General features: G+C 67.2%; 11 protein-coding genes. 2 read left to right on the forward strand and 9 right to left on the reverse strand.

Annotation, left to right across the window (positions count from 1 at the left end; genetic code table 11):
- Nucleotides 1-5: 5 nt before the first annotated feature.
- The 5 genes from ACOABP_RS02260 to ACOABP_RS02280 all read right to left on the reverse strand — a co-directional run bounded on the left by ACOABP_RS02260 (nt 6) and on the right by ACOABP_RS02280 (nt 5,531).
- Nucleotides 6-818: an ABC transporter ATP-binding protein gene (locus tag ACOABP_RS02260; protein ID WP_474226791.1), complete on the reverse strand. Its 813-nt coding sequence runs from the start codon at nt 816-818 to the stop codon at nt 6-8.
- Nucleotides 819-913: 95 nt separating this feature from the next.
- Nucleotides 914-1,957 carry an ABC transporter substrate-binding protein gene (locus ACOABP_RS02265; RefSeq protein ID WP_474226792.1) on the reverse strand — a complete coding sequence of 348 codons (1,044 nt, stop codon included), beginning with the start codon at nt 1,955-1,957 and terminating at the stop codon, nt 914-916.
- 232 nt (nt 1,958-2,189) lie between these two features.
- Nucleotides 2,190-3,170, reverse strand: a complete 981-nt coding sequence (locus tag ACOABP_RS02270; RefSeq protein ID WP_474226793.1) for a Bug family tripartite tricarboxylate transporter substrate binding protein — start codon at nt 3,168-3,170, stop codon at nt 2,190-2,192.
- 190 nt (nt 3,171-3,360) lie between these two features.
- On the reverse strand, nt 3,361-4,338 hold the full coding sequence (locus ACOABP_RS02275; RefSeq protein WP_474226794.1) for a hydroxymethylglutaryl-CoA lyase: 978 nt from the start codon (nt 4,336-4,338) through the stop codon (nt 3,361-3,363).
- A complete protein-coding gene (locus ACOABP_RS02280; protein ID WP_474226795.1) occupies nt 4,335-5,531 on the reverse strand; it encodes a CaiB/BaiF CoA transferase family protein in 1,197 nt (398 codons plus the stop codon). Before ACOABP_RS02280 ends, ACOABP_RS02275 begins: the two co-directional genes overlap by 4 nt.
- Nucleotides 5,532-5,795: 264 nt before the next feature.
- Here ACOABP_RS02280 and ACOABP_RS02285 point away from each other — a divergent pair, with 264 nt between their 5' ends.
- Both ACOABP_RS02285 and ACOABP_RS02290 read left to right on the forward strand, forming a co-directional pair.
- Nucleotides 5,796-6,563, forward strand: a complete 768-nt coding sequence (locus ACOABP_RS02285) for a substrate-binding periplasmic protein (RefSeq protein ID WP_474226796.1) — start codon at nt 5,796-5,798, stop codon at nt 6,561-6,563.
- 35 nt (nt 6,564-6,598) lie between these two features.
- Nucleotides 6,599-7,933: a GGDEF domain-containing protein gene (locus ACOABP_RS02290; protein WP_474226797.1), complete on the forward strand. Its 1,335-nt coding sequence runs from the start codon at nt 6,599-6,601 to the stop codon at nt 7,931-7,933.
- A gap of 75 nt (nt 7,934-8,008) precedes the next feature.
- On the opposite strand, the gene ACOABP_RS02295 is transcribed toward ACOABP_RS02290, so the two are convergent.
- From ACOABP_RS02295 to ACOABP_RS02310, 4 genes are all read right to left on the reverse strand, one after another.
- Nucleotides 8,009-8,914, reverse strand: coding sequence for a LysR family transcriptional regulator (locus ACOABP_RS02295; RefSeq protein ID WP_066730893.1), 906 nt, complete (start codon nt 8,912-8,914; stop codon nt 8,009-8,011).
- 2 nt (nt 8,915-8,916) lie between these two features.
- Nucleotides 8,917-9,531: a recombination mediator RecR gene (gene recR, locus ACOABP_RS02300; protein WP_474226798.1), complete on the reverse strand. Its 615-nt coding sequence runs from the start codon at nt 9,529-9,531 to the stop codon at nt 8,917-8,919.
- A gap of 37 nt (nt 9,532-9,568) precedes the next feature.
- Nucleotides 9,569-9,895, reverse strand: coding sequence for a YbaB/EbfC family nucleoid-associated protein (locus ACOABP_RS02305; protein WP_066730897.1), 327 nt, complete (start codon nt 9,893-9,895; stop codon nt 9,569-9,571).
- Between the two features lie 80 nt (nt 9,896-9,975).
- The gene (locus ACOABP_RS02310; protein ID WP_474226799.1) at nt 9,976-12,459 is read right to left on the reverse strand and encodes a DNA polymerase III subunit gamma/tau; all 2,484 of its coding nucleotides are present in this window, start codon (nt 12,457-12,459) and stop codon (nt 9,976-9,978) included.
- Nucleotides 12,460-12,538: the final 79 nt, after the last annotated feature.

Below are 12,538 nucleotides of genomic sequence, written 5' to 3' on the forward strand. Positions count from 1 at the left end.
AGATATCAGGCTGCCTTGCGCTGCTGCGCATAGCCCTTGAGCACTTCCTCGCGCAACACGTCCCAGATGGCGGCGTGCAGCTCCACGAAGCGCGGATGGTTGCGGATCTCGGCCACATCACGCGGACGCGGCAGGTCGATCGTAAATTCGCCAATTGGATGGGTGCCAGGACCGGCCGACAGCACCACCACGCGGTCGCTCATCGCAATCGCCTCGTCCAGGTCGTGGGTGATGAACAGCACGGCCTTGCGCTTGGCGGCCCACAGATCGAGCACCTCGTTTTCCATCAGCTGGCGCGTCTGGATATCCAGCGCCGAGAACGGTTCGTCCATCAGGATGATGTCCGGGTCCATCACCAGCGTCTGCGCCAGACTCACGCGCTTGCGCATGCCGCCCGACAACTGGTGCGGATAGCGGTCGCCAAACCCGCCCAGGCCCACGCGGCGCAGCCATTCCTCGCCCTGCGCCTTGGCATCGGCACGCGGCACGCCACGGAATTCCAGGCCGGCGATCACATTGTCCAGCGCGCTGCGCCACGGCATCAGCGCCTCGGCCTGGAACATGTAGCCGGCGCGGGTGTTGATGCCCTTGAGCGGCTCGCCGAACACGCGCACGCTGCCGGTGGATGGCTCCAGCAGGCCCGCCGATACGTTCAGCAGCGTGGACTTGCCACAGCCGGTGGGCCCCACCACGGACAGGAATTCGCCGGGCTGGATGGACATCGTGACGTCCCGCACAGCTGTATAGCGCTGCGAGCGATCTTCGCGCGAGACGAAGGTACAGGTCACGTTTTCAAGGGAAAGTGCAGGCGTGCTCATGACGGCATGACTCTGAGAAACGTTTCGCCCGCCGGGCGCCCATGCAGGGCGGGCGCGGCGGGCGACGAAGACGCCCCGCAACCGGGGCGCAAGGCTTACTTGTACTTGGCGTTGGCCTTCTGCACGAACGTGTTCGTGAACGTGCCTTCCAGCTTGATCGGCTTGCCCTTCAGGTCCGGATCGAACTGCTGCAGCGTGTTCAGCGCCGTCTTCGGGCCATCGGCCGGCATCACGCCGTCCGGCGAAATCGCTTCCTTCACCTTGTCCCAGGCTGCCAGGTACAGCGCGCGGTCACCCAGCAGGTAGCTTTCCGGCACGGTCTTGACGATGTCCGACGGACCGGCCGCCTGCAGCCACTTCAGCGCGCGCACCATGGCATTGGTCAGGGCCTGGGTGGTGTTGGGGTTCTGCTCGATGAACTTGGTCGACGCGTACAGGCAGCCCGACGGCATGTTGCCGCCGAACACCGACTGCGTTTCCTTGAGGGTGCGCGTGTCCGAGGCGATCCTGACCTCGTTCTTCTGCGTCAGCATCGAGATCACCGGGTCCAGGTTGGCCATGGCATCGATCTGGCCCGATCGCATCGCGGCCACCGCGCCGGCGCTGGCGCCCACACCGATGAACGACACGTCCGACGGCTTCAGGCCGGCCTTTGCCAGCACGAAATTCGCCATCATGTTGGTCGACGAACCCGGCGCGGTCACGCCGATCTTCTTGCCCTTCAGGTCGGCAATCGACTTGAAGTTGGGCATGGTCTTGTTCGACGTCACCAGCACGATCTGCGGGGCGCGGCCCTGCAGCACGAATTCCTGGTAGTGCTGGCCCTTGGCCTGCAGGTTGATCGTGTGCTCGTAGGCGCCCGACACCACGTCGGCGCTGCCGCCCACCACGGCCTGCAGCGCCTTGGCGCCACCGGCGAAGTCGACGATCTCCACGTCGAGCCCTTCTTCCTTGAAGTAGCCCAGGCGCTCGGCAATCGTCAGCGGCAGGTAGTAGAACAGGTTCTTGCCCCCCACCGCGATGGTCACCTTCTGCTTCTCGGGCTTGCCTTGCGCGAAGGCGCTGCCGAACGTGAACCAGCCGGCCAGGAACAGCGCCAGCGCAATCAGCAACTGCTTCCAGAAAGGTTTGTTGTTCATAGGGCTCTCCTGCTCTTTTCTGCTTCTGTTTGAATGAGGGCGCGCCACGTGCCGACGCACGAAAGCCGGGACGCCGCCCATGCGGCTCCCGGCGATGCTACCGGACATGCCAGATGTCCGCATCGGGACCAACACCTAATGTCGGCACAATGAGAGCAGCCCCGACGGCCATGCCGTCGCAAGCTTTCGGACAACTAGCCTGCCCTGCCCGTTGCCGCTGGCCCGGCGTGGATTACTCGGCGTGGATGTTGGCGGACTTGATCACCTTGGCCCAGCGCTGCAGTTCGGCCTTCTGGTACTGGTCCAGCTGTTGCGGGTTCATGTACTTCGCCTCGGCGCCCAGCTCCTCGGCCTTCTTGCGGAACGCCTCGGTCTTCATGATCTTCTCGATCTCGGTGGTCAGCTTGTCCACCACGGCCTTGGGCGTGCCGGCTGGCGCGTACATGGCGAACCACGACGAGACATCCAGGTCGGGGTAGCCGGCTTCGGGGGCCGACGGCACATCCTTGAGGCTTTCCAGGCGGGTCTTGCTGGTCACCACCAGCGGACGCAGCTTGCCGGCGGCGATATGGCCCATCAGCGGCGGCGGCGTGGTGATCGTCATGTCGACGTTGCCGCCCAGCAGGTCGGTCATGGCCGGGCCGGTGCCCTTGTAAGGCACGTGCGTGATCTGGATGCCGGCCATCTGGTTCAGCAACTCGGTAGACACGTGCTGCAGCGATCCGTTACCCGACGACGCGTAGTTGAGCTTGTTCGGATTGGCCTTGGCGTAGGTCACCAGTTCCTTGAGCGACTTCACCGGCAGGCCGGGGCGTACCACCAGCACCTGCGGCGCCGACAGCAGGTTGGCTACGGGCTGGAAATCCTTGACCGGGTCCCACGCCGTCTTGGTCAGCAGCGGCGTGATCACGTGGTAGCCCGAGTACTGCACCAGCAGCGTGTAGCCGTCGGGCTTGGCGCGCTGCACGGCCTGTGCGGCGATCGTGCCGTTGCCGCCCGGCTTGTTGTCGACCACTACCGACTGGCCCAGCGCCTTCGACAGCGGCTCCGAGATCAGGCGTGCGGCCAGGTCGGTGGTGCCACCGGCAGCCGCCGACACCACCAGCATGATCGGCCGGTTGGGATAGCTGCCGTCCTGGGCCTGGGCGGCGGTGCCGAAAGTCAGGCCGGCAGCGGCCAGCGCGGCGCAAGCGCCGATGAGGTTGCGTTTCATGGTTGTCTCCGTATGTCTTATTGGGGGACCTGAAAATCCTGTTGATCTGCCCCCTCTCCCACTTGTGGGCGAGGGGTTGGGGGAGAGGTTCAGCGACTCAAGATGCGACAGTGGCAATTGGGCCAGCCATCCCCTCTCCCCTGCCCTCTCTCCCGCGCACGGCAGAGGGGCGAAAAACATTGGCGATCCGTTACGCGTTGGCAAAGAACTCGGCCATCCACGCCGGCGGCTGGTGCGTGCGCAGGCGCGGGCCGGCGCGCAGCAGCTGGCTGGGGACGTCGCGCTGCACCAGTTCGGATACCCCGCCCACCACGTTCAGCAGCGCGTCGAGGTCAACGCCGGTATCGACGCCCATCGCCGCGAACATATGCACCAGTTCTTCGGTGCTGACGTTGCCGCTGGCACCCGGCGCGTACGGGCAGCCGCCCAGGCCGCCGGCCGCCGCGTCAAAGCGCGCCACGCCGGTCTGCCAGGCCGCGATGGCATTGGCCAGGCCCATGCCGCGCGTGTTGTGCAGGTGGATGGTCAGGCCAGTCTGCGGCAGCGCCTGCTGGAAGGCCTCGCACAGCGCGGCCACCTGGTTCGGATAGGCCATGCCGGTGGTGTCGCACAGCGTGATGCCGGCCGCGCCGGCGTCGGCAAAGGTGCGGGCCAGTGCCATCACGTCGGCCTCGCTGACATCGCCCTCGAACGGGCAGCCAAACACCGTGGACAGCGAGATGTTCGCCGGCACGCCAGCCTTGCCCGCCTCGTCGATCATCGCCAGCAGCTGGGCTTTCGACTGTTCGCGCGTCATGCGCAGATTGGCGCGGTTATGCGTCTCGCTGGACGACATCACCAGGTTCACTTCATCCGGATGGCACGACAGCGCGCGTTCCAGGCCGCGCAGGTTCGGCACCAGCACCGTGTAGCGCACCCCCGGCACGCGCTCGATCTGGTGCATCACGGCCTCGGCATCGGCCAGCGCGGGAATGGCCCGGGCCGACGTGAACGAGGTGGCCTCGATGCGCGCAAACCCGCAGTGGGCCAGCGCATTGACGAAGGCAACCTTGCCTTCGGTGGGCACCACGAACGGTTCGATCTGCAGCCCGTCGCGCGGCGCCACATCGTTGATCTCGATCCGTGCCGGCCCTGCCAGCGAATAGGTCTGGGCGACTTGGCTACTCATGCGATCACTCCACGGGCGCGCAGGTCGGCAATGGCCGCCGCGTCGAAGCCGGCTTGCGCCAGCACGTTGTCGGTATGCTCGCCCAGCGTGGGCGCGCGATCATGAATGGCCCCGGGATTGCCCGACAGCTTCGGAAAGACGCCCGGCACTTCCACGCTCAGGCCCTTGGCCGACGTCACCGTCTCGATGACTTCGCGGGCGCGGTAGTGCGGGTCCTCGGCAATGTCCTTGACCGTATAGATGCGGCCCGACGGCACATCGGCGCCGCGCAGCACTTCCAGTGCCGAGGCCACGGTCTGCGTGCGGGTCCAGGCGGCAATCGCGGCATCGATCTCGTCGACACGCTTTACCCGGCCGTCGTTGCGCGCCAGGTCGGGGTCCTCGCCCAGGTCTTCGCGCCCCATCGCGGCCATCAGCCGCTTGAAGATGGCGTCGCCATTGGCGGCAATCAGCACGTACTCGCCGCAACCGCACGGATAGGCATTGGACGGCGCGATGCCCGGCAGGGCTCCGCCCGCCGGCTGGCGCACCGCGCCAAACGCCGAATACTCGGGCAGCAGGCTTTCGCTGAGGTTGAACAGCGATTCATAGAGCGCCACGTCGATGACCTGGCCCGTGCCGCCGCGCGCATCGCGCTCGTACAGGGCCAGCAGCACGCCCAGCGCGCCATGCAGGCCGGCGATGGTATCGCCCAGCGACAGGCCCGCGCGCACCGGCGGCCGGCCCGGTTCGCCCGTCAGGTAGCGCAGCCCGCTCATGGCCTCGGCCACGGCGGCAAAGCCCGGTTCATCGCGCTTGGGCCCGGTCTGGCCGTAGCCCGACACGCGCAGCATGATCAGCTTGGGGTTGGCCGCGTGCAGCACATCCCAGCCCATGCCCCACTTTTCCATGGTGCCGGGACGGAAGTTTTCGATCAGCACGTCGGCCTCGGCGGCCAGCTTGCGAACCAGGTCCTGCCCCTCGCGCTGGCGCAGGTCGATGGCAATCGACTGCTTGTTGCGCGACTGGGCTTCCCACCATACCGAGGTATCTTCGTGCAGCATGCGCCACTTGCGCAGCGGATCGCCCTGACCGGGCGGCTCCACCTTGACCACGTGCGCGCCAAAGTCGGCAAGGGTCTTGGCGGCAAAGGGGCCGGCAATCAACTGCCCCAGTTCCAGGACCTTGATGCCATTGAGAATCTGTTGCGCCATGTTGGGGAATGTCTCCGTAAAACTGACCCGTACAGGGGATTTGGCTTTGTTTCGACGGAGTGTGCCGCAGCTACGGGGTGACGCGGAATCGGCATTCCGGAAAGCGGGCTATCTCGGAATGCGAAAGATTGGGGCTAACCCTGATGAGGGGATGGGTCAACTTCCGGTTCGGCGCTGCCGTTATCCGGGGCACCTACGCACACTGTGCCGGCACCATTCCGGCACGTTTCGCGCCAGCCACCCACCATCCGCGGCCCCGTCACCATGCGATTCTTCCGCTTCTGCCGGATTCTCTGCGCCGCCTGCGCCGGCTGGATGGCGACGTCAGCGCTGGCGCAGACGCCGGCCACGACCACCATCGTGCTGTATTCCGAGGCCGCCCAGCGACCGCTGTCGTACGAGGAAAACGGCATGCCCCGGGGCGCCTACATCGACAGCGTGCAGCGCGTGCTGAAGCGGCTGCCGCCCGAATACCGCGTCGAGATCCGCTTCGCCTCGTGGGCGCGCGTGGTCGAGGAAGCCAGGTCCGGCAACAGCGCCGGCATCCTGGGCGTGTACTATCGCCCCACAGAACGGCCGTACCTGAACCATTCGAAGGCGTTCTATGCCGAGGACGTGTCCGTTCACTGCAACCGCGATTCCGTGGAGGGCCGCACCTTCCGCACCTATCCGGACGATTTCGCCGGCATGAGGTTCGGCAACCAGCGCGGCTACCTGGCCCCCGGGCCACGCTTCTTCCAGTTCGCCCGGGAAGGCCGGATCGAGGTCGTCGAGGGCCATGAATTCCAGGACCTGGTCAAGAAGATGCTGGTGGGCGAGATCGACTGCGTGGTCAACCCCAGCGTGGTCCTGAACGAGGCAATGGTCATGCTGGAGGCGCGCGGGCTGCCCGAGCGCATGCGCTACAAGTCCAAACGCGTGCTGAACATCAAGACCGAGACCGTGCATATCGGGTTCAGCAAGAAATACGAAGAAACGCATCCTGAGCTGGCCCGCTTCCGCCAACTGTTCAACAAGGCGGCGGATGAATAGAATTCCTCCCTGAATCCTCCAGGATCGAGCCCTTCATGCCACTGCCGCCCCCGGTTCAGTCGATCCGGAACAGGATGATCGTGCTGTTCATCGTTGTCACCACGACAACGCTGGGGGCCTTTGCCGCGCACCGCCAGTGGCAATTGCAGCAGGAACTCGCGCTACGGTTCGAGCGGACCCGCGCGGAGATCATGGTTGGCCTGGGCCAGAGCCTGGCCGAACCGGCCTGGGCGCTCAATGTCGGCATCCTGCGCACCCGCCTGGAAGCCACACTGGTACACCCCGAAGTCTCCGAAGCCTGCGTGTTCTCGCCCGACGGCAAGGAAGCCTACGCCACGGCGGGCCGCCCGGCCGCGCCCGGCACCGCGTCGTGCACCGTGGCCGGGCCGCACAACGTGCTGAGCGAAGTGCAGATCTACCCGCCAGCCAATATCGATGCCGCGCGCCGCGAGCAGTCCATTGGCACCGCCGTGATCCGGTTCTCGCACGAGCCGATGCACAAGGCCCTGCGCGCGGCGATGATCCAGGGCATTACCGAAGTGGCTGCCATCGACGTGGTGCTGGTGCTGCTGCTGACCTTTGGCCTGCGCATGGTGTTCCGCCCGCTGGAACACCTGCAGCGCGCCCTGTTCCAGCTGGCGTCGAGCCATGGCGACGAACTTGACGAACTGTCGCGGCTGGGCCGCACCGAGTTCGACAGCGTCATCGATGGCTTCAACCAGGTGCTGCGCAAGCTCAAGCTGATCATCGCCGAGCGGACCGAGGCCGAACTGACCGTGCGCGCCGCCATCCAGCGAAGCCACGAGGCCTTCGCGCAGATCCAGGCCACCCAGGCGGAACTGGTCGAAAAGAATCTGCAGCTCGAAGCGCTGTCCAAGACCGACCAGCTGACCGGCGTATTCAACCGGCGCCACCTCGACGCCGTGCTGATCAGCGAACTGGAACGCCACCGTCGCGACGGCAGCCTGTTTTCGATCATCCTGATCGACGTGGACCGCTTCAAGGCCATCAACGACAACCACGGCCACCAGATCGGCGACAGGGTGCTGGTGGAAATGGCCGAGCGCATCCTGGAAATCACGCGCGACGCCGACACCGTGGGCCGCTGGGGCGGCGAGGAATTCCTGATCATCTGCCCCGATGCCTCGCCGCATGCCGCCGTGCAGTTTGCCGAACGGCTGCGCCGCACGGTATCCGAGCGGGCGTTTCCGGTAACGGGAGAAATGACGGCCAGCCTGGGCGTGGCCTGCGTGCAGCCGGGCGACACCATCCACGGCATGATCTCGCGCGCCGACCAGGCGCTCTATCGCGGCAAGAACAACGGGCGGGACCGCGTGGAGTACGCCGACGAGGGCGTGGTGACGCCGTAGCGCATGGCGCTTCGGTGTTTTACTCCCCGCTCCCGCTGCCGTGGGCAATGCGAGCGCATAACCACGGGCACAGCGTTAGAACGGCGCCCGGTCCCCGCAGAGGTGGGTGATCAGCAGCCTGGCCGACACGGTCAGGCCGGCCGGGTCGCGCATGCCGATCAGCAATGACCGGCGCGCCCAGGCATCGCGCAACCCTACCAGCGACAACCCCATCGACTTCACATGCGGCTCGGCGGCAATGCGCGGCAGCACGCCAACGCCCAGGCCCGCCATCACCATGCGGCACATGGCGTCGAAGCTGCGCACCTGGATGCGCAGGCGGAACTGGCGCTCCAGCCGGCTGCTTTCTTCCAGCAGCCGTGCCGCCAGCGAAGTTACCTGCGGCAGGCTGACGAAGTCGTACTCGAGCGCATCGGCGTAATGCACGGGCCCGTCCTGGGCCAGCGGATGACCCGGTGGCGTGATGATGACCAGCTCGTCCTGCCGGTATTCGACGGTGACCAGCCCGGTGCACGGCGTGCGGTCGGCAAAGATGCCGACATCGGCCCGGTTTTCCATCAGCGCGGCCACGATGTCGCTGCTGTTGTGCTCTTCGAGCTCGATACGGATGGTTGGATGCTGGCGCATGAACTGCGCCAGGTCATCGGGCAGGAACTGGGTAATCGCCGACGTGTTGGCGCAGACGCGCACCTGCCCGCGCACGCCCGACGCATAGTCGGACATCACGCCGGCCATGCGTTCCACGTCCTGCAGGATGGTCAGCGCATGGTGAAAGCACGCCTGCCCTGCCTCGGTCAGTTGCACGCCTGCGGCATGGCGGAAGAACAACGGCGCGCCGACGGCGGTTTCCAGGTCGGAAATGCGCTTGCTGGCCGCTGCCACGGCCAGATGCGACTGGCGCGCGCCGGCCGAGATGCTGCCCTGCCGGGCCACGGCCACGAACAGGCCAAGCGTCACGAGATCGAAGCGCGCCAGATTCATGGTCAGAGCGTGCGCCTGTCCATCACGGCGCGGGCAATGGTGCCCGCGTCCACGTATTCGAGTTCGCCACCCACCGGCACGCCCCGCGCCAGGCGCGACACCTTGAGTCCGCGCGCCTTCAGCATTTCGCCGATGTAGTGCGCGGTGGCCTCGCCTTCGCTGGTGAAGTTGGTGGCGACGATCACCTCGGTGGCCGGGCCGCCGTACTCGGGGTCGGTGGCACGCGCCAGCAGGCGATCGAGATGAATTTCCTTCGGACCGATGCCGTCGAGCGGCGACAGCCGCCCCATCAGCACGAAGTACTGGCCGCGATAGGTCAGGGTCTGCTCGATCATGACCTGGTCGGCCGGGGTTTCCACCACGCAGAGCAGCGAGCCGTCGCGCCCGGGGTCGCGGCACGTCTCGCAGATTTCCTGCTCGGTGAACGTATTGCAGCGCTCGCAATGGCGGATGCCATCGGCGGCGCCACGCAGCGCGTCGCCCAGTTTGCGCGCGCCGTCGCGGTCGTGCTGCAGCAGGTGGTATGCCATGCGCTGGGCCGACTTCGGCCCCACGCCGGGCAGCACCTTGAGCGCCTCGATCAGCGCCTGCAGCGAGGTAGGCGGTGCCGCTCTCATGGCACCGCCGGGAACAATGCGCGCATGGGGACGTCGATCAGAACGGCAGCTTGAAGCCCGGGGGCAGCGGCAGGCCCGACGTCATCGAGCCCATCTTTTCCTGCGTGGTGGCCTCGGCCTTGCGCACGGCGTCGTTGAACGCGGCGGCCACCAGGTCTTCCAGCAGGTCCTTGTCGTCGGCCAGCAGGCTCGGATCGATGGTCACGCGCTTCACGTCGTTCTTGCAGGTCATGACCACCTTCACGAGACCGGCGCCGGACTGGCCCTCGACCTCGATCTGGGCCAGCTGCTCCTGCATCTTCTTCATGTTGTCCTGCATCTGCTGGGCTTGCTTCATCAGCCCGGCCAGTTGACCTTTCATCATGGAATCACTCCTTCGATATGTGTGTGTTGGGTCGGGCGGCGCCGCATGGTCTGTCGATCCAGGCGGGCCGCCTCTCGAAATCAGGCAGCGCGCGGCTGCACGGAACCGGGCACGATCTGCCCGCCGAACTCGCGCAGCAGGCCCTGTACGAATGGGTCGCGGTCGATCTCGGCTTCGGCCTCGCGCTGGCGCTCGGCACGCGCCGCGGCATCGACGGCCGCCGCGGTATGGGTCACGGCGCCGATCTCGCAATGCACGCGGACCTCGACGCCGAAGTGTTCATTGAGCGCCGCCTGCAGCCGCTCGGCCACATTGGCCTCGCCAATGGCCGCCACCGGCACGCGCAGGTGCAACACGCGGCCCACCACGCGGTGCAGTTCGCTCTGGTGCGCCAGTTGCTGCGCCAGGCCCTTGAGCGGCAGGCTGGCAGCCAGTGCCGGCCAGTCGCCCGTGAAGACCGGCGGCGTACCGTCGTCGGACGCGCTCGGCGCTAGCGGCGGCACGGCCGGTGCCAGCGCTACCGCCGGCTCGGGCTCGGGCACCGGCTTGCGGGCCTGGGGCTGGGCGGGCTGGGCCGACTTAGCCGATGCGGCACGGCCGGCGTCACGCGGTGCGCGCTCGAAGCCGTCCGATTCGAAACCGTTGTCGTACCCGCCAAAATTCGGGTCGAAGCCAGGATCGCTGTCGTAGGGGCCGATCACCGGCATGTCGGCCGGCATGGCTTCCCAAGGCGGAACATCGCTGCCACCGGCAGCTTCCCACGGCGGCACATCGGCCGCCGGCCTGGCCTGCTGGGCAGGCTTGGCGGCAGCAGGCGCCGGACGTTCGCGCACGGGCTCCGGCGCGGCCTGGGTCTGCGGGGCAGCCGTTACCGGCGCAACGGGTGCGACTGCAGGTGCCTTGGCCGGCTGCGCAGGCGCTGCCGTGGCGGAAGTTGCCGGGCGCGAAGCCGGAGGCGGACGCAGCGGCTGGGCCGCCGGGCGCTGGCTGGCTGCGGCGGCGGCAGCGGCGCCAGCCATCGGCGGCGCGCCGGCACCGGCCGGACGTGTGGCGCCCTTGCCTGCCGACGCCTGTCGTGCGGCTTCCAGCGCGGCACGGGCCGGTGACATGGCCGTGCGGCTGCTGGCCGGCGGCGTGGCAGGCTCGGCGGCAGGCGCCGGCGCTGCGGACACGGGCGCCGCAACCGGGGCGGATACCGGAGCCGGCGCGATCGCCGCGGCGGGAGCCATGACGGGCTCCGGCATCGGCGCGCTCGCGGGCTTCGCGCTTTCGGTGACTGGCTTCACCTCGGCAATCGGTGCATCGGCCTTCGGCGCAACCGGGGCTGCCTGTGCAACCGGGGCAACCGGCACAGCCTGCGCGACCGCCATGGCACGCGGCGCGGCGGCCGGCGGGCTGGCCGGACGCGGGCGTGCAACGGCCTGGCCGCCACCGCCCTGCCCGCCTGCCGGTGTGGCAGGCGTCGCCGACGGCCGGAAGGCCAGCATGCGCAACAGCGTCATCGTGAAGCCGGCGTACTCGTCCGGCGCCAGCGCAAGCTCGCTGCGGCCAAGATTGGCGATCTGGTAGAAAAGCTGGATTTCCTGGGCGTCGAACTCGCCGGCCAGCCGGCGCACATCCCCGGCCTCGGGCCATTCGTCCTGCACCGACGCCGGCACGGCCTGCGCCAGCGCAATCTTGTGCAGCAGCGAGCCCAGGTCCTGCAGCGCGCCGGCAAACGACAGGCTGCGGTCGGCCATCGAATCGGCAATGCCGAGCATCGTGGCACCATCCTCGGCGGCCAGCGCATCGAGCAACTGCACCAGGTAGCTCTGGTCAATCGCGCCCAGCATGCCGCGCACGGCTTCCTCGGACACCTGGCCGGCGCTGTAGGCAATGGCCTGGTCGGTCAGCGACAGCGCGTCGCGCATCGACCCATGGGCGGCCTGCGCCAGCAGGCGCAGCGCGCTGCCGTCGTGGCTGATGCCTTCCTGGCCCAGGATATGGTCCAGGTGCGACACGATATGCCCCGGCGGCATCTGCTTCAGGTTGAACTGCAGGCAGCGTGACAGGACGGTGACAGGAATCTTCTGCGGATCGGTCGTTGCCAGGATGAACTTGACGTGCCCGGGCGGCTCTTCCAGCGTCTTCAGCATCGCGTTGAAGGCGTGGTTGGTCAGCATATGCACTTCGTCGATCATGTAGACCTTGAAGCGGCCGACCGTCGGCGCATAGACCGCCTTGTCGAGCAGCTGCGCCATCTCGTCAACGCCACGGTTCGACGCCGCGTCCATCTCGATATAGTCGACGAACCGCCCGCTATCGATCTCCTGGCAGGCCTTGCACTGTCCGCAGGGCTGGGCGGTGATGCCGCCGTTGCCGTCCGGGCCGGTGCAATTGAGGGCCTTGGCCAGGATCCGGGACAACGTGGTCTTGCCGACACCACGCGTACCGGTGAACAGATAGGCGTGATGCAGCCGTTGCTGTTCCAGCGCATGCGTGAGCGCGCGCACCACGTGCTCCTGGCCGACCAGCGTGGTGAAATCCCGTGGGCGCCATTTGCGCGCTAGAACTTGATAACTCATGGCGGCGATTGTAGCAAAAGGCGGACCTCAGCAATCGGGAACCGGCCCGGCAAACCCTGGCCGGCCGGCGCCCACAAAA

The sequence above is a fragment of the Cupriavidus sp. HE11 genome, from assembly GCF_056097175.1.